The following is a 22,720-nucleotide window of genomic DNA, read 5'->3' on the forward strand; positions in this document are numbered from 1 at the left end:
GGGGGGCGGCGCCGCGGGGGGCCCCCCCCCCCCCCTCCTGTTAGGGCCCGGAATGACGCGTATTACAGGGTTAATTCGTTACCCAAACGTTGCCTCCGGCACCCTCAAGCCAGGCAAATCCGGTGTTTTACGGGCCTAACTACCCGTCGAAGCCCAGCGAGAACGCGGCGTCGAGGTCGTGTTTCGAGTAAGCCCGGAAGGCGATCTGGGTGGTGGTCCCGATCACGCCCGGGACCTTGGAAAGACGGTTGGCAATGGCGTCGGCCAGGTCTTCGTGGCGGCGGACGCGCGCGATCGCAATCAGGTCCCACTCTCCGGTGACCGAGTAGACCTCGCTGATGCCTTCAATCTCGGAGATTTCCTCCGCGCACTCCGGGATCCGGGCCGAGTCGGTCTGGATGAGTACGAAAGCGGTGATCATGGCTTGCCTTTCCTTCTCCTGCAGGGCGCCGGTGTCAGGCCCTGTTTATGAGCCTAGTTGAATCGGGCCGGGTGTGCCTGCGCGTGACAAGTGAAGCGGCAAGGCGCGGCAGAAGCAGGAAAGCGCCCAGCACGCCAAAGGTGACCAGCTGGAAGCTGACGGCGGTGCCGCCGCCGGCCAGGGCGCGCACGGCCAGTCCGCCGCCGGCGGTTACCAGCCAGAGGATCACCCCGTGGGGCCAAAGAGCTGCCGGACGGCGCCACAGGCGCAGCAGCGCCCATGCTGCCAGTGCGGCAGCAATGAAGGGGGATGCAGTGATAAGGACACCGGCGGGATCCACGCCGTGGGCGTGTGTGTCCCGGCCCAGTGCCGCAAAAACGATGATGAGTACGACGTCGGCGGCCAGCTGGACGGGCCAGAGGCGGGTTCTGCGGTTCACTGGCCGGCTCCGGCAGTGCTGCCGCCGTGTTCGCGGATGTACGGGCCGAGGAGTTCACGGACAAGGCGTCCGACCTGCTGCAGGTCCTTCCCGGACTCCAGGAGGCGGGTTCCGGTGTGCACGATGGCGTTGATGAGTTCGGCAGTGCTGTTTGGGTCTTCCGCTCCGAGGTCCTTCAACGCTCCTACCAGCGGGTCCAGGATCGCCTGGTGCATACGGGCACTCTGCGCGTCGAGTTCCTCACTGGGGGCCACGGACGCCAGGGCGCTGCCCACGGCATGTTCGCCCTCGTCAACCAGGGCGATGTTCGTGAGGACGTATGCAAGGATCCGGTCAGCGGGCTCCTTCTCGGCGCTCATGGCGTCTTCCACGCGCTGTGCCCAGCGGGGAAAGACGTCCATGACCAGTGCATTAAGCAGATCGGTGCGGGACTTGTAGTACTGGTAGGCGCTGGGCCTTGCGAGCCCGGCCAGCGCCGCCACCTCAGCCATGCTGGGTGCTTCGCCGGTGCGGGCCAGGAGCGTCCTTGCGGCATCCAGGAGGGCCCTTTGCTGTGCGGCACGGTGTTCAGCCACCGTCGGCGCGGTAATGCGGGGCAAAGAGCCCTCCTGTTCGTGCAGTGTCTAGCTTGCGAGCCGTCCGTCAACCATCTCTACGACGCGGTCGCAGTGGTGGAGGACGTCGTGGTCGTGGGTAACCATAACAGTAGCAACCCCGAACTCATGGGTCTCCCGGGCAAGAAGCTCCACAACATCCTGGCTGCGCTTGCGGTCCAGGGCGGCCGTGGGCTCGTCCACCAGCAGGAGTGACGGCTTCGACACCAGTGCGCGGGCAATGCCGACGCGCTGGCGTTCACCGCCGGAGAGCTGGTCGGGGCGGCTGCCGAGCTTGTGGCCCATGCCGACGGCGTCGAGCAGCTGCCTGGGGTTGAACTTCCCCTTCATCTTGGCCATCCGGTGGATCAGCTCAAGCTGTTCAGAGGCAGTCAGAGCGGGGATCAGGTTGCCGGACTGGAACACAAAGCCGATGTTCTCCAGCCGGAACCGGGCCTTGGCAGCTTTGCTGAGGGTGGAGATGTCGGTGCCGTTGACGCTTACCAGTCCGCTGTCCGGTGTGGCGAGGGCGCCGGCGACTGCCAGCAGCGAGGACTTGCCGGCGCCTGAGGGGCCGACGACGGCGACGAGTTCGCCCGGTTCTACGGTCAGGGACACGTTGTCCAGGGCCTGAACGGTGCTTTCGCCGTCGCCCAGGGCCATGTTGGCGTTCTCAATGCGCAGGCCGCGGGTGCCGACCTTCGCGCCAGAGGTGCTGGTTTGTGTGCTCATCGCTGTCCTCCTAGGGCAGCCAGGGGATCAACCCGGGAAATACGGACGATGGCGATTGCGGCACCGAGGACGCCCATGATGATCGTCACTGCGGTGGCGGTGGAGATGGGGCCGGCCTCGAGTGCGAACGGCATGGCGCTTCCGGAGAGCCATGCGCCCATGCCGAGGCCTGCTGCTACGCCGACCGCGGTGGACAGGACCAGGATGACTACAGCCTGGAAGATGCCGTCGCGCAGCAGGTAGCCGGTGGAGGCACCAACGGCGCGGAGTACTGCCAGCTCATGCTTGCGCTGGATTGTCCATACCGTGAAGAAAGCACCGACAACCAGGGCGCAGATGGCGTAGAGGAAGACCTGGATCATTTCGAGCGTCATCGTCTCGGCTGTGTAGCCGGGGGAAGCGTCGAACGAGTCTTCCAGGGTGGAGGTGACGGTGCCCGCGGCGGCGTCACCGGCAGCGAAGTCCAGGTCTGCGCCGTCTTCAGCCTTGATGGCGAGGGCGCTGGCGGTGTCGAAGTCCACAGCGGCAATGTCGGCCTCGGCCGGTGCGCCGGGCTGGGACTGTCCGCTTGCGATGTACTGCCAGGTCTGAAGGGGCAGGTAAGCCATGTCAACGTGGCCGAAGGTTGCCTGGCCGTCAGTGAAACCGACAACGGTCAGTTCGACATCGAGGCGGTCCAGGGTGATGACCGAACCGAGTTCGATGCCTGCGTCTTCTGCGGTGGAAGAGACAACGATCTCATTGGGGGCCTGGACTTCGTGTCCTTCGCCAACAGCGGGGGCGAGGAAGGAATCCGTGTCGATGCCGAAGAGGGACAGGTCAACCTGCGTGCCGTCCTCGGTGGCGCCGTTAACGATCGTGGAACCCAGCATGGTGACTTCCTCTACACCGTCCTGGGTGCTCCAGGCTTCGGCCTGGGAAGGATCGACGACGCTGCGGGAGAAGGCATTGTCGGTTTTGGTGCCCTCGTTGAAGGCAATCGCCGATGCCGGCATGGCCTTAAGGCCGGACACTCCGTCATTTACGAGCCCGGATGACAGGCCGGAGAGAAGGACCATCAGAACGGCAATGAGGGCGATGACGCCGCCCATTAGTCCGAACCGGGCCCGAGCGAAACGCAGTTCGCGCAGCGCTAGGAACATGTGAAACCCCTTGATTGTTTGGGTATGTAAGTTGCTGACGCTCAGTCAGGAACATACCAACATGATGTCACCATGATCCCGCACAGCCAAACGCGGAAGCCCTTTGGCGGGCGGAAGAACCACAGCGGCTATCGGCCGGGCACTTGCTCTGCTGTGCTTGGAAGGTGACTAAGGTGCGGGAAGCGTGGCACCGCCTGCGGCATTCCCGGGCTGTGCGGTGGATCAGCGTTGCCGTCGTCATGCTTCTGGTGTTCGAGTACGTGGTGCTTCCGCAGATCCTCGGCTCGGACAGCGTCATCAGTGCCATGCAGCGCCTGCCGGTGGTATTGCTGGTGGTTGCGGGGGTCTTGGAGGTGCTTTCGCTGTGCTGCTACAGCGCACTGACTTCCGTGGTGCTTCCGGGCTCCGTTAAACCCCGGTACTTCACCCTGCTGCGGATTGACCTGAGCGATCTCGCCGTCAACCATGTTGTGCCCGGCGGCGGGACAACCTCGGCTGCACTGCGCTATGAGCTTCTGACCAAGTCGGGGGTACGTTCGCAGAATGCGCTGAGCGCAGCGATGGTCCAGGTGGTTGGAGCCAACCTGCTGCTCGGGGTCCTGTTTGGGGTTGGAGTGCTCACCGCGCTCGGCGAGGTGCGGACCAACCGGTACTTCGTGATTGCCGGTATCACGGTGCTGGTGCTCCTTGCGCTGAGCCTGGCGGTTCTTTCGGTGCTGGACCGGCATCTGGGCGCGGCCGTCCGGGCGGCACGCAGGGCGGCGCGGCTGGTCCGGATCATCAAACCCGAATCTGCAGAAAGGTTCGTGCGGACCATGGCGGCAGAGACCGCGATGTTCCGCAGGGATCCGCGGCGCCTGGCCGGTGCGGTTGTGCTCACAGCCTGCTACTGGGGTTTCGACGCCGCCTGCCTGTGGACATTCCTTGCCGCCTTCGGGCATCCGCTGGGGCCCGGCGAGCTGCTTATTGCCTACTCACTGGCGAACCTCGTGGCACTCGCTCCTCTAACTCCCGGGGGAGTGGGACTGGTCGAAGGCGTCCTTGTGCCCACGCTGGCCGGATTCGGCGCACCCAACGAAGCGGCTGTCCTGGCGGTCCTGTCCTGGCGGATCCTCAATTTCTGGCTCCCTATACCCGTCGGCGGGCTGGCCTGGCTCTCGCTGCGCTTCGGCGTGCTGCGCGGCGGCAGGCAATCCGGTGCGCGTGTCCAGTGAGCCCGGTGGTAGGCCAGACTAGTGCAGCTGGTCCATCCAGTCCGGGGGTACGCGCCCGGCCGGTCCGGGCACAGGCTGGTCTGCCGGATGCGCTTGGGGCGGGGCCAGCTGCGGTCCGGTGATCGGGGCATCCTGAGGATAGCTGTAGAACCAGTTTTCACCCGGTTCGTAGCTCCGGATAACCGGATGCCCGGTGGCCTGTTCGTGGGCGGTGGCGTGCTGGCCGGGTGATGTGTCGCAGCACCCAATGTGGCCGCACCAAGCACAGCGCCTCAGGTGGAACCACCACCCTTCGGCCTCAGTGCACTCCACGCAGCCGGGCCCCGTGGGCGGAACTGCGGGATCGATGCCTGGCACGGATTCCATGGCGGCCTCCTTTGATGACACTGCAGAAGTCAGACCACACTAGCCATCCGCGCCGCACCGCAGAAGCGGGTGACGGCAAAATCCGGGGGCGCAGCGGCGGTCAGGCCGGGCGCAACCAGCGCACCACCCAACTCCCGCGCTAGGGTGCCGGCTCCGCGGCGGCGCCGGGCACCTTACCTGAGTAACCAATGGTGAGTGTGTCCAGGACCGTTTGCCGGGTGAAGATCCCGCTGCCGGGTTCCGTCTCGGTCAGCAGATCGATGGTGAACAGAACCGTAGTGCTTGCTGCCGAGGGGTTGGCCGGGAGCGCGAAGCCGGAGGTGTAGGCATACGGCGGTTCCAGCGCGAAGCTTCCCTGGTCATTCGTGAGTTCTACGCCGAGTGCATCCACCCTGGCGTTAAAGCGGGTGACCCGGACAGCTCCCGGACCCGGTGCGCCGTCGATCTTCAGGCTGACATTGATGATCGGAGAGGACTCCGTCGTCCAGCTGGCCGGGTTCTCATTGGTCCAGTAGTCCAGCACGAGAGTGTGTGAAGCTGCCCCAAGGCGGTGGCTGGTGGAGCCCTGTGCCAGCTCGTTTTCGGCTACGGGGCCCGGATTCGGGGTTTCGTCGGAGTTTGCCTTTGCTTCGCTGCTGGCAGGAAAGCCGGGGAAGGAGCAGGCCTGCAGTCCCAGCATCAGTGCCAGGGCGGCCGCGCTGCCGATGATGCGGCGTGCTGCGGGTGCCGGGCGGTTTACGGCGGTCATACTTTGAACCCCCGGTGCCGCCGCAGTGCCTTGCGCAGCATGAACAGTGTCTGGACAAGCGTGGTGATGTACAGGATCGGCCAGCCGATGGCCAGGACTGCGGACTGCAGGGACCCGGGAAGGTTGAGCCATGCGAACGTGAGCCCAGCGATGATCACCAGGGCCACGAGGGCGGGCATCAGGAATCCGTAGCCGGCCCCGCGTTCCGCTCTGGCCTGGGCGGCCCAGTTGTCAGTTTGCTGGCTGGAAAAGAACTTCGCCCAGGCCCGGACAAAGTGTCCGATCCGGAGCCAGAGATAGAGCTCAGCCGGGAAGGCAAATAACGCGAAGGCAATATCCCTTGCACTCCGGTCCTGGATGGACAGTGCGATGCGCAGGTTGAGGATCACGGCAACCAGGGGCGGGATGAGCCAGAACCAGTAGAACACGTAGGCACCAATGCTGAGCGCGGCGGCAAGCAGCAGGATAAAACCCATTCGGGTAACGATGTTGAAGAGCATCGAGACGTTCTCGCTCCACCGCAGCCTCAGGTTGGGATGCATCGGCTGGCCAGGAGTGTTGCTCCGCTGCCCCGGCCACATCAGGTCGATCGCACCGTAGTTCCACTTCACCTGCTGGCCGTCCAATGCGCGCAGGGTCTCCATTCCGCCCACGGACGCCCGTGCCCGGGCAGAGATTTTCGTGGCATAGCCGATGTTCTTAATCTGGAGCGAGAGCAGGGAGTCCTCGACTTCGGAGTCCTTGACCCACGGTGTGGCCTGGCGGTTGTCCACCATGACGTTCTTTAGGGCGTCCATGGACAGGATGGAGCACTGGCCGCCGAGGACCGCCATGTTCCGGCCCCTGAGAAGATTGTCCATATTGAATGCAGCAAACTGCGCTCTTTGACCGGTGGTAAGGAATTTGGAAATGAAACCCTTTTTTGGTTCAGCGACGGTGTAAATTGCCGAAACTCCCCCTACCCGGGGATCGCTCAGAATTTCTTCTTCCAGATGCTCGACGGCGTGCTTGTCGAGGATTGTGTCCCCGTCAACACCCAGGAAATAATCATAGTCATCGCAGACCTGGCTGAACCCGTAATTGAGGGCTCCCACCTTCTTGTCGGTGTTTACGCCAATATCGTGGACAAAAACTTCCGTCTGGTACGTCAGGTCCTGATAGGTGTGTTCATGGGGTCCGGCGAACTCTCTGGCAAGGTAAAACGTCTCATCGTCGGTGTTGTTGATAACGACGTGGATGACGTCAGGCAACCGGGTCTGCTTCAGGATTGCATTGAGGACTTCGACTATGGTGTCCTCTTCGTTATACGCCGGTATTACGCAGGCAATGGTCGCCCGTGCCGACGATTTTTCTACGATTTTTCGTTGAACTACGTTCAAGTAGTCCGAGTTGGGTATTTCCCGGGTCGTGATCATGGAGCCTTCCTCCAGGCCTCTTTAGCCTCACTGCTTCTGCACTGGCAATCCTTGCAGTGGAAATACTCGAGTAGTCGAAAGTTTCCCGCAGGAATTGCTCAATTTGGACCCTGTCCAGATGATAAAAGCGCAGTACAGGTAGTCAGGGCGGGGGAGTTGGGCTATACGGGTGCAGGATGCCCAGTTAACTGGATAACCGGGCAGGCAGTCTCAAAGCAACTGGACCAGGACCGCAGCCGCGGCCAGCAGTGTCAGCAGGGTTCCCTGCACCGGTTTGGAGAGCCGTGCGGTCTTTCCAAGCAGTCCGTCGGGGACCTGGTGCATCAGCCAATTGCGGCTGGCATTGATCTTGCGCATAATTCCCTGTTCCTTCTCCTTCGCAGGACAGCGCTGGCATGGGTAGTTTTAGTCTGCTTCGCTGACGTGCGGCGAAGCCAACCGGCAGGCCGTGATTTTCGCTGCGCGCCGGTGTGGGGAAGGCAATAGCGGCGCTCAATGGGGTGCCCGCGGGCATGTCGGGCGCGGCACAGCCGGTGGTGAATCTGGCCACGGCAGCACCTCGTGTCGCCATGAATGGTGCGGGTTCGCGCCCGGGGCTGTTCAGGGGCAAGTCCTACGCTGAAAAAATGAAAATTCTGCCCCTCGCGGCAGCAGGGTTCATGGCTTCAGCCGTAGCCGCAGCCGGAACACTGGCCGCAACTGCTATCCAAAAAGACCCAAGACCTTCGGCCCTGTTTATCCGCGGGGTGTTCTCCAGCGGGGGAAAGGTGCAGCTGCGCCAGCTGCGCAAACACGTACCGTCCGGGGGAGTCCTGGCCCACCGCTCCCTTCCCTATCTGGGAAGGTCCCCGCGTCAGTCCATGGACGTGTTCCTGCCCACCGAATCCGGTGCCGGACCGCACCCCGTTGTGGTGTGGGTGCACGGAGGCGCCTGGATTTCAGGGTCCAAGGAGAACGTCGCTCCGTATCTGGAAATCCTGGCAGGCCAAGGCTACGCGGTGGCGGGTGTTGGGTATTCGATCTCGCCTGAGGCCAGCTATCCGCAGGCTGTCATCGAACTGAACCAGGCACTGGGTTATCTGCGTGAACATGCGGGGGAGTACGGCATCGATCCGAACCGCATCATTCTTGCCGGAGACTCTGCAGGCGCACAGCTCGCATCCCAGCTGGCCCTGATCATCACGGACCCGGAGTACGCTGCCCGCACCGGCGTAACACCGGCTGCCGCCCCCGAACACCTGTGCGGAATGCTGTTGTTCTGCGGGGTTTACGACCTGAAGACGATGGCAAAGCTCACGGGACCGCTTGGCTGGGGATTCCGCACGGCGCTATGGGCCTACACCGGCTCCAAGGACTGGGCATCGACACAGGCAGCTGAACACATGTCCATCCTTGAGCACGTGGGGGAGCACTTCCCTCCCACGTTCATTTCCGGCGGCAACGCCGACTACCTCACCGACCAGCAGTCCAGGCCACTGGCGGACAGACTTCAGGAACTTGGTGTGCCGGTTGTCCGGCGGTTCTGGCCCAAGGAGCATAAACCCGCACTGGGGCATGAATTCCAGTTCAAGCTGCAGCTCAGGGATGCCCGGATAGTCCTGGCGGACACTCTCAACTTCCTGGATACGGTGACCGGAGCCGTGCCGGTACCGGTGCGCTCGGATTTCCAGGCCACGGCCTAGCCGGCAGGCAAGCGGCATCCCGGATAGACGGAAATGCCGGCCCGCTTTTTAGGACGCGGGCCGGCATTGTGCTTTGCAGCAGAACCGTCAGGCGCTAGGACTGCCAGATGTCGTCGCCGCGCAGGGTAGCGTCCGCGCCGCCGTCGCAGTAAATGGTCTGGCCTGCGAGATGGGAGTTCTCTTCGCTGGCGAGCCAGGCAAGAAGCCGGGCGATGACAACGGGCTCGGAGTGGCCGTTCAGCGGCATCGGAACGTTCTCGTCCACCATCTTGACGCCCTCGGGGGTGGCCAGGAGTTCCTTGGTCATGGCGGTCAGCACGGTGCCCGGTGCCACGGCGTTCAGCGGGATGCTGTTGCCGGCGTAGAGGTCGCTGACCGAGGCCCGGCGGACCCAGCGGCTGAGCGCACGCTTCGAGGACGGGTAATTGAGGTAACCGATCTGCGGACCCTGGTCGGCCAGCTTCTGGCCAATCTGGCGCGCCAGTGCCTCATCGCCGGCCAGCATGGCATCGACCAGTTCGGGGGAGTTGGGCTGCAGGGAGGCCATGGAACTGACGACGACGGCGCGCGGCGCCTCGCTGCGTGCCAGCACCGGAGCCAGCCGGTCCAGGAATTCGGTGACTCCGAAGAAGTTCACGGAGACGGTCAGCGGAACCGGCGCGGAGATACCGGCGCAGGCAATCACCGCGTCTACGTTGCCGCCGGCGAGTTCAACCGCGCGGTCGGCAGCGATCTGGCGTCCCTCGGGGGTGCTGAGGTCGGCTTCCACCTCGGCATTGCGCAGGTCAACGCCAATAACGGTGTTGCCGCGTTCTTTGAGCAGCTGCACTGTTGCTGCGCCAATGCCGGAAGCAGATCCTGTGACGATATAAGTACGTGTAGTCATACTTCGAGATTACTCTCGCTCAGGGCGTGGTATACGGGGTGACAGCGATGCCGGTCCCGGCGGAGGCACAATCGGTTCTGTCTATGGCAGTAAACGGTTCCGGCGTGTTTCCTGCCTGGCCGTCCGGCCACGGAAGGAACCCTGCAACGGGGCCGGCTCCGGGTGCAGGGGACCGCTTCCGAAACGCTAGTTGACATAATGTAGATTATCGGCGCACTGGCTAGCTTCCCGGGGAGGGTCCCCCGGAGGCCATTTGTACCAAGCCCCGCCGCCGCCTTTAGCGGCCCGCCGAGCGGCGTTTTTCAACTGCTCCGCGAAAGTTGTCCGGCCGTTCCGGATTATCACCGGTCGAGCCCGGCGGCCCGGAAGCCCGTTTTCGGCGAAGGTACCTCACGTGTTTTTGGTCATGTTTGGCCCGATCACCCGGCTGGTTTCTGGTTGACATAATCTCCCCCGCCGTCTGGTTCGCCGGCCGCGCCAGCTTTACATAACGCCTCTCAGTGGCACCGGGAACATTTGTGCAGGGTGAGACGTTGTACGGGGCGTTGACCTGCAGGAAGGCGGAGAACGCGCGCAGTTTCCCCGCTCCTGCACGGCACCGGCCCGCGGTTCGGGCTGCAGAACGCAGCCCGCGCTGCACCCGAACACCATCGGACGCCCGGGACGAACCGTTAGGGGTCGGCGGCTTAGGCCATAGAAAGACCTATTCAGATGCCGTTTGGTGTGTTATGCGGCTTCACCTATATGATCTACGCTCGAACCCCCCCACAATTTCAGGAGATAAGCACTACACATGGCTACCGATTACGATGCACCGCGCGTCAAAGAAGAAGACCAGCCCACGGACTCTTTGGAGGGGCTGAAGGCCCAGCAGCGCGGCGGAGCGATGACGGCGGTTATCGACGTCGAGGAATCCGACGCCATCGACGGATTCGACCTTCCGGGTGCGGACCTTTCCGGTGAAGAACTGCTGATCAAGGTTGTTCCGGCACAGGCTGACGAGTTCACCTGCATGTCCTGCTTCCTGGTCCGCCACCGTTCCCAGATTGCGCTGGAGAAGAAGAACGGCGACAAGTACTGCGTGGACTGCGAAGGCTAAGAGTCCTCCCCCGCACAGAGATTAACCAGGCAGGTTCCGGGCAGTGATGCCCGGGACCTGCTTTTGGGTTTAAGGCCCGGCGGGCAGGCTGCCCCGGGCTTCCGCACGCAGCGCGGCACTAAGATGGACCCGTGATCTACGAACCCGGCGCCGCGGAGTCCCCCGCCGACATCCGTTCCCTGGTCCTGCCGATGCTGGAACAGGACCTTGTACCCATCGTCCAGCTTGGCCATCCGGTACTGCGGCAGTCGGCGGCTCCCTACACGGGTCAGCTGCGCGATGACGAACTGCCGGCCCTTATTGAACTGATGCGCCGGGTTATGCACCACGCGCCCGGCGTCGGGCTGGCCGCACCGCAGATCGGCATACCGCTGAGCATCGCCGTGCTGGAAGACGCCTATGCCCCGGACCCGGAGACGGCGGAAGTGCGCGAACGCACTCCGCTTGAATTCTTTACCATCATCAACCCGCGTTATGAGGCCCTGGACGGGCAGACCGCCGCGTTCTACGAGGGCTGCCTCTCCTTTGAGGGCTACCAGGGAGTCGTGGAAAGGCACCGCTCGGTGCGCCTGGATTACGACGACGAGTCAGGCACGCCCCGGCAGCGCACCTTCACCGGATGGCCGGCGCGGATCGTCCAGCACGAAACCGACCACCTCAACGGGATTGTCTATGTGGACAAGGTCCTCACCCGGTCGCTGAGCTCAAACGCCGAATACCCGCGCTGGGCTTCCCCGGATATCGGAGAAGCCCGGCGCGGGCTGGGTTTCTAGGAGTCCGGCTAGACTCCTGCGGCAGCGGGTTCGCTGTCCTTGGCGGAAGTTTCGGAACCCGGATTCGCCGGCGTCGGGAGCCACCTGGCCCACCAGCGGAGAATGTGCTCAAACCGCTGGCGGCGGTGCCATGGTGTGCCGGTCCGGGACAGCTCATGGTTCTCTCCCGGGAAGAGCAGCAGCTCCGTGGGCACTCCCCGCAGCTTCAGCGCCGTGTAGTACCGCTGTGCCTGCTCCACCGGGCAGCGCAGGTCTTCTTCGGAGTGAATAACAAGGGTCGGAGTGCAGACCTTTTCAACCTGGGCAAACGGGCTCTGCGCTTTCACCTTGGCCGGATCGGATCCGGTGTAGGCCTCCGAGAAGAACCAGCCGATGTCCGAGGAGCCGATAAAGGACAGCGGGTCCAGGAAACCCCGTTCAACGATTGAGGCGGTGAACCGGTGGTCCTGGGAAATGGTCCAGGCCGTCAGATAGCCGCCGTAGGAACCGCCCATGACGCCCAGCCGGGCGCCGTCGAGCTCCGGATGCGAGGCAAGAGCACCTTCGAGGAACCCGAGCACGTCCTGCAGGTCGAGTGTTCCCATTGCCTCCTTGATGGCCCGCCCGTGCTCCTGGCCGTAGCCGGAAGAGCCCCGCGGGTTGCACATCAGGACCGCGTAGCCCGCGGCAGCATAGGTCTGGGCTTCATCAAACAATCCCCAGCCGTACTGGGAGAACGGTCCGCCGTGGATGTTCAGCAGCACCGGATGCGGTCCTTCACCCTCCGGCAGGACGACCCAGCCGTGGACCGGGTAGCCGTCCGCAGAAGGGTGGGTCTCCTCCAGCAGCGGCAGCACACCTGCCTTCTCCCGGAAAGCGGCGGAGAAGTCCGTGAGGACCCGCAGCCCGTTCGGCTCAGTGGAATCCACCAGTGCGACGTCTCCGCCGGTCTGCTGGTCGGTAAAGGTGACTACGACGGCGCCCGAAGCTTCTGCCGTACCGGTTACCACCCGCGGACCGGAGACCAGCGTGCTGAACTCACCGGCCCGGTTAACCCGAAGCAGCTCGCAGGCCCCGCGGCTGAGGTTGAAGACCAGTACACCGTTCCCTCCGGCAGGAAGGATTCCGCCTCCCGCAAGGTCCATGCCCTCCGGATCCGTGAGCCGCACTGCAGCTGCCGGATCGGCCATTGGTGCGGCGTACAGGGCGGTGTTGCGGGCCACGAAGTCCAGTCCGGACCCGGATACGTTTTGGCCCAGGTAGTACAGCCACTCGCCGTCGGCGCTTTGGACGGGATGGGATACGGTCAGCCGGTCTCCGGCGAGGTTGGTCAGCCGCTGCGGCTCCCCCGTTCCGTCGGCACGGAGTTCGTACACATCCGTAACCAGGTCGGTGTCGGCGCCCTCATGGAGCGCCGCGGTGAACAGGACCGAGGATCCGTCGGCGTTGAAGACCGGATTCTGGACGTCGGCATCCCAACTGGTCAGCTGCTGGGCCTCAGGCAGTCCGGTGGGAACCTGATCCCGGTCCGGGTTGTCCGCGGCCCGGCCCACGGGCGGAATGAAGGGCTCGGCAGTGAGGTCAGGCAGCGTCAGGATAAAGGCCTGGACGAACTTGTCCCGGGTGTACCCGGCACCGTTCATCCGGTAGTTCAGGGTGGTGATCAAACGGGGATCTTCTGCTCCCGCGGGGACGCCGTCGAGCGTTCCGTACCGTCCCTGCTCCGGAACGCGTGAGGAAAAGACAATCCGTGCGGAGTCCGGTGAGAAGCGGAACCAGGACACGCCCAGATGCCGGTCAGTGAGCTGGACCGGCTCCCCGCCCGCGGCAGGCATGGCGTAAAGCTGGGGGCGAACACTTGGTGCCGAACGCAGGAAAGCTATCAGGGACCCGTCCGGGGAGTACCGGGGTGAGGAGTCGCTGAAGCCGCGGGTCAGCCGCCGCGGTGCAGACCCGTCCAGCCTCACGCTCCACAGCTGGCCGACGTAGGAATCGGCCGCGAAATCGGGCCGCTGTACGGAGACCACGGCATGGGTGCCGTCGGGGCTGAGGGAAGGTTCGGAGACGGAGTTCAGGAGATCCAAATCACTGGGTTTCATGGCACCGAGCCTAGCAATATCCAAGCGGTCCCCAGCCGGGGCTTCCGCGCAGCTGTGGTTCAGTTCCTTTTTCCCGCGCGGCCTAAGATTGGGATATGCCCTCCGGAGAACGCCGCCTTCTGACCTGCCCGAACTGCGGCGGTGACCTCGAGCGGGATGCTGCCCGGACCCGGCTCAGCTGCCCTTCCGGGCACCGGTTCGATGCCGCCAAACAGGGTTATTTCAACCTGCTCACCGGCGCGGGCACCAAATTTCAGGCAGACACGGCGCAGATGGTCCAGGCCCGCGCCGATTTCCTTGCGGCCGGGCATTACGCGCCGCTGGCACGCAGGCTGGCCGACCTCGCAGCCGGCGCCGGCGCCCGGACGGGCACCGGTGCAAAAGCCGGCCCGGTGGTGCTCGATGCCGGTGCCGGCACGGGGTACTATCTCCGCGAAGTACAGCAGGCGACAGGCGCCTCCATGGCCGTTGCGCTGGACATCTCGAAGTTCGCACTCCGCCGCGCCGCGCGGGTGCTGCCCGAGGGATATGCACTGGTCTGGGATGTATGGCGCCCGCTGCCGCTGGCTGACGGCGCTGCCGATGTGCTGCTTAATGTTTTTGCGCCGCGGAACGCGGATGAGTTCCGCCGGGTGCTCGCACCGGGAGGCAGGCTCCTGGTGGTCACCCCCCTGCCCGGTCATCTGCAGGAAATCAGGTCTCTGGCCGGGATGCTGGAGATTGGCGGCGAAAAGGAAGCCCGGGTAGCCCAGTCACTGGGATCCGGCTTCGAGGCAGGACCTGCCGAGCATCTTGAGTTCCTGATGTCCCTCAGCCGCACCGACATCGAGAACGTGGTCCTGATGGGGCCGTCGGCGCATCACGTCGACGCGGACGCCCTCGCCGGCACCCTCGCAGGGATGCAGTTCCCCCTGCAGGTGAGCGCTGCGTTTTCGCTTCAGCAGTTCCGGGTACCCGGCCCTGACCGGGGCTGACGCCGGAACAGCTGCCGGGGTGCCCCAACCGCGGCGCAGAATCGTGGCACGCCCGTAACCTGATGCGCCTAGGTAAACCGGCGTTTATCAGGCAGAATAAGCCACAAGGCCCGCAACTAACCACTCCGCCCGGCGCTGAACGGCTCTGCAGCATCCCGGCACCGGGACAGACGGAGCCGGAGGGAAAATCATGCAGGAACTGTACAACTGGCTCGTCGACTATGGCTGGGTTCTCTGGCTGGTGCTTTTTCTGGGGTTCGCGGCTATCGAGACCCTCACACTGGACCTTTTCTTCGCCATGCTTTCCGTTGGCGCCCTGGCTGCCATGCTTGCCGCCGTTCTCTCCGCACCCCTCTTCCTGCAGGTAGTCGTCTTCTGCGTCGTGGCGCTGCTGATGATTGTCCTGGTCCGGCCCGCTGCCCTCAAGCACCTCAAAACCGGAAGCAAGGAACAGCGTTCAAACATCGACCGTCTGATCGGTGACACCGCAGTGACCCTTGAACCCGTCGGTTCGCGGACGGGGACCGTGAAAATCGGCGGCGACACCTGGACGGCACGCACCGGAGACGGCTCACTGCTTCCCGCCGGCGAGCAGGTGGCCGTCACCCGCATCGAAGGCGCGACGGCGGTGGTTGAGCCGCTGCGTTCCACCGGCAGCCTGCCGGCAGGCGAGCAGAACGACGGCGGCCCCGCCGGGCTCCGTTAACGCCGGAAAAGAGAGCCCGCCAACTGACCACTTCGGGACGCCCGGCCACCCGGCAGGGCCCCCGAACGCTCCGCGCCACGGAGCAAGAACCAGGCTGGACCCCAACCACGGACCGGCCGCAAAGCAAGGGGGAATATGGAAACCACCGTCCTGTTAGTCATCCTGGCTGTCCTGGTCATTTTTGTCCTGGTCATCCTCGTAAAATCCATCCGGATCATTCCGCAGGCACGTGCCGGCGTCGTCGAACGCCTGGGCAAGTACCTGCGGACCCTGAATCCCGGCCTGAACATCCTGATCCCCTTCGTGGACCGCCTGCTCCCGCTGCTGGACCTGCGTGAACAGGTTGTCTCCTTCCCTCCGCAGCAGGTAATCACCGAGGACAGCCTGGTGGTCTCCATCGACACCGTGGTGTACTTCCAGGTCACCGACGCGCGGGCCGCAACGTATGAGATCGCCAATTACATCCATGCCGTAGAACAGCTCACCACCACAACGCTCCGCAACGTGGTTGGCGGGCTGAACCTTGAAGAGGCACTGACCTCCCGCGACCGGATCAACGGCCAGCTCCGCGGCGTCCTGGACGAAGCGACGGGACGCTGGGGCATCCGCGTCTCGCGGGTTGAGCTGAAGGCGATTGAGCCGCCCCTGTCCATTCAGGATTCGATGGAGAAGCAGATGCGCGCCGAACGTGAGCGCCGCGCCACCATCCTCACTGCCGAAGGTACCAAGCAGTCCCAGATCCTCACCGCGGAAGGCCGCCGCCAGGCAGCCATCCTAGCCGCAGAGGGCGACGCCAAGGCTGCAATCCTGCGGGCCGACGGCGAAGCCCAGGCCATCCAGAAGGTGTTCGACGCCATCCACAAGGGCAACCCGGACCAGAAGCTGCTGGCCTACCAGTACCTGCAGACGCTGCCCAAGCTCGCCGAGGGCGATTCCAACAAGCTGTGGATCATCCCCAGTGAACTGGGTGAGGCGCTGCGCGGCGTGGGCTCCGCACTTGGCGACTACCTGCCGGATGCAATGAACACATCTGCACGCGCCAACGGCAGCAACGGAACCACAGCAGCGGCCGGCACCGGGGCCGCTGAACCTGCTGCACCGACCGAATCCGGCCTCCGGCTGGGGTCCGGGGACCCGGTCCCCTAGCCCGCGTGTCGCCGTCGTGCACAGCGGCCGCTATAATTGACTGTTTGCCGGGAACTGGATTCCAGCGGGAACAGGATTAGCGGCTGCCGCGTTGAACCGGAAGGAACATCCGGTGCGCAGCCGGCACAGGCTTTTACGGCTGCCCTTGAGGGCAGCGGGCATTACTGATGGACCCGACGGGTCCTTCGAAAACTGATGAGGGAGAAAAAATGAGCGATCGTAGCCTGCGGGGTATGCGACTTGGTGCGCAGAGCATGGAGACGGAATCCGGTGTAGAGCCGGCTCCCCGCCAGCGCGTCGAGTACCGCTGCGAGGATGGCGAACGCGTGTTCGTGACCTTCGCCGTTTACTTCGAATTCCGCCAGGGAAGCCTAGCTTCGCCTGGTGAGCTTCTCCCAGCGGGCGGCCAGTCCCCACTTGGTAACGTTCGCGATTGCTTCAAAGACGATGTTGCCGCTCATCTTGGACGCACCGAATTCGCGCTCCACAAAAGTGATGGGGACTTCGGTGATCTTCAGTCCCATCCGGGCCACGCGGAAGGTCATGTCCACCTGGAAGCCGTAGCCAACCGATTCCACGGCGGCGAGATCCAGCTTCTCCAGGGTGCTTCGCCGGAAGGCGCGGTAGCCGGCGGTAATGTCGCGGACCGGAATACCGAGCATCAGCCGGGAGTAGGTGCTGCCGGCCCGGGAGAGCAGCTTGCGGTGCAGCGGCCAGTTCACCACGGAACCCCCGGGAACCCAGCGTGATCCGATCACGAGGTCGGCACCGGCTGCCGAGGCCTCCAGCAGGAGCGGCAGCTGTTCGGGTTTGTGCGAGCCGTCTGCGTCCATTTCCACCAGGACGTCGTAGCCGTTCTCCAGCCCCCACCGGAAGCCGGCAATGTAGGCCGCCCCCAGGCCTTCCTTGCCCTTGCGGTGCAGCACATGGACCTGCGGATCCAGCGCCGCCTGCTGGTCTGCGTAGGCGCCGGTACCGTCCGGGCTGTTGTCATCCGCAATCAGCACATCCGAGTCCGGCACAGCGGTGCGCAGGCGCTGCAGTGTTTTTGGCAGCGACTCGATCTCGTTGTAGGTGGGGATGATGGTGAGGACGCGCACTCAAAGGCCTTTCAACGAACACGAGCCGCGCTGATCGCGGCTCGGAAGGGGGTACTGCTGACGAAGGCAGGATTACCAGTATAGGTGACAGCAGCTTCGACCAGCCTGCGGGTAGTGCGGCGGCCGGGTACACGAAGGGACAGGTTCCGCCGTCTTCGGGCCAGTTCCGGGGTCTCCGGACCTGTTTTCTACTGACGGTTGAACCTGTCCCTAAGTGCTGCAACGACTGGCAGTGCTGCTCACTCAGTTCCCCGAATGAGTTCACCGGCCCGCGTCACTGTAGACGGCCCCGCACCGTATCGGGAAGAACCGTATCGGGAAGAAGGACCATCACCCCCACACACGTTCGTGCCCGGGCCAAACAGCCGGATTCCGGCGTTGCCGGTCCGTACCGCGGTCTGTCTAGACTACGTCCTGAGCGGGAGGTGTCAACATGTTTCCTGACTAGGACCTTGAGTGCGTTTCCGCAGGTCACAGCCCTATAGACACGGTTTGGGAACAGTATCTTTTTCGGGAACCTAGCTAAAATCCGGGGCCCGGTACAGCTCTGTGCCGAGGTGTACCGTCTGCAGGCAGCGAGGCAGCTTTTCAGTGTCCAGCGCCGGAAGCAGCGGGGTCCCGGCGCGGGGGTCGGTGCTCCAGGAAGCCACCGATGCATCGGGTGTCTGAACCATCAGTTCGTCGGCTTCCCAGACGGCGAAGGAGGCGGGGGTTCCCGGAGCCAGCTGCCCGAGCATGGGGTTCCCGGTTCCCGCAGCGCGCCAGCCCGCGCGGGTGTGGGCAATAAACGCTGCCCGGGCGGAGATGCGCTCGGCCTTGTTCGAATGCATGACGGCTCCCCGGACCGCGCTCCAGGGATCCAGTGTGGTGACAGGGGCATCGGAGCCAAAGACAACCGGCACACCCGCAGAGAGCAGGGCGGCAAAACGGTTCATCGACGCGCTGCGCTCCCCCAGCCGCTGGGAGTACATGCCGCCGGCTGCTCCCCAGGCAGCGTCGAAGGAGGGCTGCATGCTGGCGGTAATGCCGTGGCGCACCAGATCAGCGATGGCGGTGTCGTCGCTGAGTTCAAGATGTTCAAGGCGGTGGTGGGCGGCCCGCAGGGCAGGTTGGCCCACGGCTTCGGCGGCCAGGTCTAGTGCCTGGATAACCGTGTCGAGGCCGGCGTCGCCAATGACGTGGAACCCTGCCTGCAGGCCCGCGCGGGTGGCCAGCTCCAGGTGCCGGGCGGCCTGTTCGGCGCTGAGGTAGAGACTGCCGGAGGTCTCCGGCGCGTCAGAGTAGGGTGAGCGCAGGGCTGCGGTGCGGGCACCGATGGACCCGTCAATGTTCAGGTCTCCCGCAAGTCCCAGCAGCCGGCCGTCAAAAGCGTCCGCAATCTCCGCGAGCTCGGATTCGTTCTGTACCAGCTGGCCCCAGTACGGCAGGATCTGCGGCGCAGGGGCATCGCCGAGGCTTCCTTCCAGGCCAAGCAGCTGGCGGAGGTCTTCAACAGGGGAAATGTGCGGTGCTGCCATTTCAGCAACTGCAACAATGCCCTGCGACGCCGCCAGGTCCAGGGCAGCGCGCTGGTAGCGGGCGCGCTGGGCCAGGGTCAGGCTGCGTGAAACGGTGCGTGCAGCTTCATGGGCATCACGGATCACAAACCCGTCTTCCCAGCCGTCGAGGGCAGCAAGGCCGAGCTCTTCGGCGAGGGTTCCGGAAACCACGGCACAGTGCACATCCGCCCGGGCAAGGTAGACGCTGCGGTTGCCGGAGGCGCGGTCCAGCTCTGCAGCGGTGGGCACCCGGCGGTCGGGCCAGCCGGATTCGTCCCAGCCGTGCCCGGTGATGATGCCGGTTGTGCGGGCAGCTTCGGCCGCCACGGCGTCGAGCATCTCCGTCAGGCTGCGCACCGCGGAGAGGTCCACGGAGGAAGCGGCCAGGCCGGTTTCGGTGAGGTGGACGTGCGAGTCCACGAACCCGGGGGCCGCCAACGCGCCCTGCAGGTCCACGACGTGCATCTTCTCGTCCTGGATGGAGGTGGCTGCCTGTTCGGAGCCCACCCAGGCGACGGTGTCGCCGTCGACCAGCATGGCCGTGGCAAACGGGTCTGCGGAACTGTAGACCGAGCCGTTGCGGTAAAGGGTCAGGGCGTTGGCCGGGGCCGTGCTGTTCAAGGACTCACCTGTTCTGTGGATCGTGCGGAAGCTCTGTTGAAAATGAATGCTGAGGGGTGTTTCGGGCGCCGGGGCGGCGGGCGCCTATTCGCTTACGGCTGAGTAGGCGACGACGCCGCGCTTGATCAGGTCGATCGCCTCACGGCAGCGGCGGCGCAGGTCTGCGGGTATCTCGGTAACCTTGGCCAGCTGGTCGATCAGGTCGATGACCTGCTTGGACCACCGCACAAAGTCGCCCGCGGCCAGTTCAGTGCCGTTGAGTGCAACCTGCAGGTGCTTGCCCCGGACCCACTTGTACATGGGCCAGACGAGTCCCAGCTCGGGTTCCCCGGTGACCGGCAGCTTTTCTGCCTCCTCCCGGTCAGTGAGCTCGGACCACTGTCGGATCAGGATGTCCACGGCTCCATCCAGGACGGCGCTGGGCATCTTCGGCCGCAGACCGCGTTCCTCCCGCTTGGGCTGGTACACCAGTGCGGTGGCAAGGCAGGCAAGCTCCACGGCATCGACGTCGTCAAACGCGCCGTTCTCCAGCCCGAGGGCCGCCAGCAGGTCCTTCTCTCCGTAGATCCGGCGCAGCTTGCTCCCTGCGGACGTTACCTGCAGCACGCCGTCCGAGTCGGGAGCTACGTAGCCGTAGTGCTCCAGCACTGAACTGACCCGGTCGAAGGTCTTGGCGATCGTGTTTGTCCTGCCCCGGATCTGGGCGGCCAGCGTGTCCGTCTCCCGGCGCAGTTTCCACCAGCGTTCAGCCCAGCGGGCGTGGTCTTCCCGGTCGCTGCAGCCGTGGCAGGGATGGGCGCGCATCTTCCGGCGCAGCTCCGCGATTGCCTGTTCCTGCCGTTCCGTCCCGCCGGCATGGAGGGATGCGCCGCGGCCTCCGGCCGGACGCGGAGGGCGGTGTTCCCGCAGCGCATTGCGCAGGGACGAGGCGAGGTCCCGCCGGTCCTTGGGCGTACGCGCGTTGAAGGACTTCGGGATGCGGATCTGGGAGACCACGTTTACCGCGCCGTCGAGGTCCTGTACATGGAGCCGGCGGATCTGCTTGTCCTCGGTGAGGATGGTGGGCCGCGGGTCGCGGGCACCGGAGTCCGGTGAGAGCACCACTGCGTAGCCCGGGCTGCGCCCGGCGGGGATGTCTACGACGTCGCCGGGCCGGAGGGTTTCCAGGGACGCGGCGGCAGCGCTGCGCAGGCTGCGGGCCTTGGACCGGGAGGCGTTGCTCTCCAGATCGGAAAGCTGGCGGCGCAGGGCTGCGTATTCAGTGAAGTCCCCCAGATGGCAGGTCATTGCCTTCTCATACCCTGCCAGCGATTCCTCCCGGGACCGCACCTGGCGTGCCAGGCCCACCACCGAGCGGTCCGCCTGGAACTGTGCGAAGGATGATTCGAGGATCTCCCGTGCCCGGTCCCGGCCAAACTGTGCAATGAGGTTGATGCTCATGTTGTAAGTGGGACGGAAGGATGAGTTCAGCGGGTAGGTCCGGCGGGAGGCCAGACCGGCAACTGCGGCCGGATCAGTCCCGGGCTGCCAGAGCACAACGGCGTGGCCCTCGACGTCGATTCCCCGGCGCCCGGCTCGCCCGGTGAGCTGGGTGTACTCCCCCGCCGTGACGTCAACATGTGCTTCGCCGTTGAACTTGTCCAGCTTCTCGAGCACCACGGAGCGGGCGGGCATGTTCACGCCCAGGGCAAGTGTCTCGGTCGCGAAGACGGCGCGGACGAGTCCGGCGGCGAACAGCTTCTCAACCACTTCCTTGAAAGTGGGGAGCATCCCGGCGTGGTGGGCGGCGAAGCCGCGGATAAGACCTTCACGCCAGGTCCAGAAACCCAGGACTTCCAGGTCGTCCTCAGGAATGTCCCGGGCAGCCTCGTCCACGGTCCGGGCGATGACGGCGCGCTCCGCTTCGCTGGTCAGGGTGAGCCCGGCGTCCACGCACTGCCGGACGGCGCCGTCGCAGCCGTTGCGGGAGAAGATAAATGTAATGGCGGGCAGCAGCCCGCGCTTGTCCAGCTGGCTGATCACCTGCGGCCGGGAGGCGCGCGGCGTCCGGGTCAGCGCGTTGGAGCCTGAAGGACCGCGGCGGGCGTTGGCCGGCTTGCGGCCTCCGGGGCCGGACCGCGGTCCGCCCCAGCGCCCGCGCTGGTTCAGCCGGGATTCGCTGCGGGCCAGTTCCTGCAGCTCGGGGTTGACCTTTACCTTCTCGTTGGCGCCCGGTGTGCCGTTGTCGGCACCTGCTGTCTCATCAAAGGACACATCGGTGGCAAACAGGTCCAGGATGTCCCGGCCCACCATCACGTGCTGCCACAGCGGCACCGGCCGGTGTTCGGTAACAACGACGTCGGTGTCCCCGCGGACAGTGTCCAGCCAGGCGCCGAATTCCTCGGCGTTGGAGACGGTGGCGCTCAGGGAGACCAGCTGGACGTCGGAGCGCAGGTGGATGATGACCTCTTCCCAGACGGCTCCGCGGAAGCGGTCGGCAAGGTAGTGGACTTCATCCATAACGACGTAGCCGAGGTCGTCCAGTGTGTCGGAGTTCGCATAGAGCATGTTCCGCAGCACCTCGGTGGTCATGACCACAACGGGGGCGTCCGGGTTGATGCTGGTATCCCCGGTTAGCAGGCCCACGTTTTCTGCGCCGTAGGACGCGGAGAGTTCCGTGTACTTCTGGTTGCTCAGGGCCTTGATGGGGGTGGTGTAGAAGGCCTTTAGGCCCCGTTCCAGGGCCATGTAGACAGCAAACTCGCCCACCACGGTTTTTCCGGCACCGGTTGGGGCGGCCACCAGGACGCCGCGGCCGGCTTCGACTGAGCGGCAGGCTTCCAGCTGGAAGGGGTCAAGATCAAAACCCAGCGACTGCTCGAAGACTCCCAGGCGGGTCCGCGCGTGGCCGGTGCGTTCTTTGGCGGCAAAATACCGTTCAGACGGGGAAGTCATACCTCCAGCCTAGACGGTGCGCGGGGCGGGTTTGGTCCCCCGGCACGCGCATGGGGGTGGGGGGGGGGGGGGGGGGGGGGGGGGGGGGGGGGGGGGGGGGGGGGGGGGGGGGG

At 64.8% G+C, this 22,720-nt stretch carries 21 protein-coding genes and 1 pseudogene; 8 read left to right on the forward strand and 14 right to left on the reverse strand.

What is annotated here, in order from left to right; all coding sequences use genetic code 11:
* Nucleotides 1-139: 139 nt before the first annotated feature.
* From TVC13_RS15120 to TVC13_RS15140, 5 genes are read right to left on the reverse strand one after another with little or no spacing between them, the layout of a single operon-like run.
* A complete protein-coding gene (locus TVC13_RS15120; RefSeq protein ID WP_091604742.1) occupies nt 140-421 on the reverse strand; it encodes an Lrp/AsnC family transcriptional regulator in 282 nt (93 codons plus the stop codon).
* Between the two features lie 34 nt (nt 422-455).
* Nucleotides 456-860, reverse strand: coding sequence for a DUF3054 domain-containing protein (locus TVC13_RS15125; protein WP_422402010.1), 405 nt, complete (start codon nt 858-860; stop codon nt 456-458).
* Entirely contained in the window at nt 857-1,459 is a 603-nt protein-coding gene (locus TVC13_RS15130) for a TetR/AcrR family transcriptional regulator (protein ID WP_422402011.1), read from the reverse strand. The genes TVC13_RS15125 and TVC13_RS15130 overlap by 4 nt, the downstream gene beginning before the upstream one ends.
* Before the next feature lie 24 nt (nt 1,460-1,483).
* Entirely contained in the window at nt 1,484-2,185 is a 702-nt protein-coding gene (locus tag TVC13_RS15135; RefSeq protein ID WP_422402012.1) for an ABC transporter ATP-binding protein, read from the reverse strand.
* The gene (locus TVC13_RS15140) at nt 2,182-3,327 is read right to left on the reverse strand and encodes an ABC transporter permease (RefSeq protein WP_422402013.1); all 1,146 of its coding nucleotides are present in this window, start codon (nt 3,325-3,327) and stop codon (nt 2,182-2,184) included. Before TVC13_RS15140 ends, TVC13_RS15135 begins: the two co-directional genes overlap by 4 nt.
* A gap of 164 nt (nt 3,328-3,491) precedes the next feature.
* On the opposite strand from TVC13_RS15140, the gene TVC13_RS15145 reads away from it, so the two are divergent.
* Nucleotides 3,492-4,541 (forward strand): lysylphosphatidylglycerol synthase transmembrane domain-containing protein, encoded by a 1,050-nt coding sequence (locus TVC13_RS15145; RefSeq protein WP_422402014.1) that lies wholly within the window; start codon nt 3,492-3,494, stop codon nt 4,539-4,541.
* A gap of 18 nt (nt 4,542-4,559) precedes the next feature.
* On the opposite strand, the gene TVC13_RS15150 is transcribed toward TVC13_RS15145, so the two are convergent.
* From TVC13_RS15150 to TVC13_RS15165, 4 genes are all read right to left on the reverse strand, one after another.
* Nucleotides 4,560-4,907, reverse strand: a complete 348-nt coding sequence (locus tag TVC13_RS15150; protein ID WP_422402015.1) for a UBP-type zinc finger domain-containing protein — start codon at nt 4,905-4,907, stop codon at nt 4,560-4,562.
* A 139-nt stretch (nt 4,908-5,046) separates the two neighbouring features.
* On the reverse strand, nt 5,047-5,655 hold the full coding sequence (locus TVC13_RS15155) for a hypothetical protein (RefSeq protein ID WP_422402016.1): 609 nt from the start codon (nt 5,653-5,655) through the stop codon (nt 5,047-5,049).
* The gene (locus TVC13_RS15160) at nt 5,652-7,070 is read right to left on the reverse strand and encodes a glycosyltransferase family 2 protein (protein ID WP_422402017.1); all 1,419 of its coding nucleotides are present in this window, start codon (nt 7,068-7,070) and stop codon (nt 5,652-5,654) included. The genes TVC13_RS15155 and TVC13_RS15160 overlap by 4 nt, the downstream gene beginning before the upstream one ends.
* Nucleotides 7,071-7,280: 210 nt before the next feature.
* Entirely contained in the window at nt 7,281-7,427 is a 147-nt protein-coding gene (locus tag TVC13_RS15165; protein ID WP_422402018.1) for a hypothetical protein, read from the reverse strand.
* Between the two features lie 269 nt (nt 7,428-7,696).
* Between TVC13_RS15165 and TVC13_RS15170 the strand changes: the two genes are divergently transcribed.
* A complete protein-coding gene (locus TVC13_RS15170; protein ID WP_422402019.1) occupies nt 7,697-8,752 on the forward strand; it encodes an alpha/beta hydrolase in 1,056 nt (351 codons plus the stop codon).
* Nucleotides 8,753-8,846: 94 nt separating this feature from the next.
* Here the strand turns inward: TVC13_RS15170 and TVC13_RS15175 are convergent, their stop codons facing one another.
* Nucleotides 8,847-9,638: an SDR family oxidoreductase gene (locus TVC13_RS15175; RefSeq protein WP_422402020.1), complete on the reverse strand. Its 792-nt coding sequence runs from the start codon at nt 9,636-9,638 to the stop codon at nt 8,847-8,849.
* 793 nt (nt 9,639-10,431) lie between these two features.
* Here TVC13_RS15175 and TVC13_RS15180 point away from each other — a divergent pair.
* Both TVC13_RS15180 and TVC13_RS15185 read left to right on the forward strand, forming a co-directional pair.
* A complete protein-coding gene (locus tag TVC13_RS15180; protein WP_055241061.1) occupies nt 10,432-10,737 on the forward strand; it encodes a DUF4193 domain-containing protein in 306 nt (101 codons plus the stop codon).
* Between the two features lie 191 nt (nt 10,738-10,928).
* The gene (locus tag TVC13_RS15185) at nt 10,929-11,510 is read left to right on the forward strand and encodes a peptide deformylase (protein ID WP_422402028.1); all 582 of its coding nucleotides are present in this window, start codon (nt 10,929-10,931) and stop codon (nt 11,508-11,510) included.
* Nucleotides 11,511-11,518: 8 nt separating this feature from the next.
* On the opposite strand, the gene TVC13_RS15190 is transcribed toward TVC13_RS15185, so the two are convergent.
* A complete protein-coding gene (locus TVC13_RS15190; protein ID WP_422402021.1) occupies nt 11,519-13,588 on the reverse strand; it encodes a S9 family peptidase in 2,070 nt (689 codons plus the stop codon).
* A 95-nt stretch (nt 13,589-13,683) separates the two neighbouring features.
* Between TVC13_RS15190 and TVC13_RS15195 the strand changes: the two genes are divergently transcribed.
* The 4 genes and pseudogenes from TVC13_RS15195 to TVC13_RS15210 all read left to right on the forward strand — a co-directional run.
* Nucleotides 13,684-14,562, forward strand: coding sequence for a putative RNA methyltransferase (locus TVC13_RS15195; protein ID WP_422402022.1), 879 nt, complete (start codon nt 13,684-13,686; stop codon nt 14,560-14,562).
* A 190-nt stretch (nt 14,563-14,752) separates the two neighbouring features.
* Nucleotides 14,753-15,268, forward strand: a complete 516-nt coding sequence (locus tag TVC13_RS15200; protein WP_422402023.1) for an NfeD family protein — start codon at nt 14,753-14,755, stop codon at nt 15,266-15,268.
* Between the two features lie 135 nt (nt 15,269-15,403).
* Nucleotides 15,404-16,414, forward strand: a complete 1,011-nt coding sequence (locus tag TVC13_RS15205; protein WP_422402024.1) for an SPFH domain-containing protein — start codon at nt 15,404-15,406, stop codon at nt 16,412-16,414.
* 209 nt (nt 16,415-16,623) lie between these two features.
* Nucleotides 16,624-16,762, forward strand: a pseudogene (locus TVC13_RS15210) (RNA polymerase-binding protein RbpA); the annotation flags it as partial.
* 23 nt (nt 16,763-16,785) lie between these two features.
* Here TVC13_RS15210 and TVC13_RS15215 read toward each other — a convergent pair.
* The 3 genes from TVC13_RS15215 to TVC13_RS15225 all read right to left on the reverse strand — a co-directional run bounded on the left by TVC13_RS15215 (nt 16,786) and on the right by TVC13_RS15225 (nt 22,607).
* The gene (locus TVC13_RS15215) at nt 16,786-17,514 is read right to left on the reverse strand and encodes a polyprenol monophosphomannose synthase (protein ID WP_422402025.1); all 729 of its coding nucleotides are present in this window, start codon (nt 17,512-17,514) and stop codon (nt 16,786-16,788) included.
* Nucleotides 17,515-18,032: 518 nt separating this feature from the next.
* Nucleotides 18,033-19,673 carry an amidohydrolase gene (locus tag TVC13_RS15220; RefSeq protein ID WP_422402026.1) on the reverse strand — a complete coding sequence of 547 codons (1,641 nt, stop codon included), beginning with the start codon at nt 19,671-19,673 and terminating at the stop codon, nt 18,033-18,035.
* An 84-nt stretch (nt 19,674-19,757) separates the two neighbouring features.
* Entirely contained in the window at nt 19,758-22,607 is a 2,850-nt protein-coding gene (locus TVC13_RS15225; RefSeq protein WP_422402027.1) for a DEAD/DEAH box helicase, read from the reverse strand.
* Nucleotides 22,608-22,720: the final 113 nt, after the last annotated feature.

The organism is Arthrobacter sp. 3Tela_A (assembly GCF_049311025.1).
GTDB lineage: Bacteria > Actinomycetota > Actinomycetes > Actinomycetales > Micrococcaceae > Arthrobacter_B.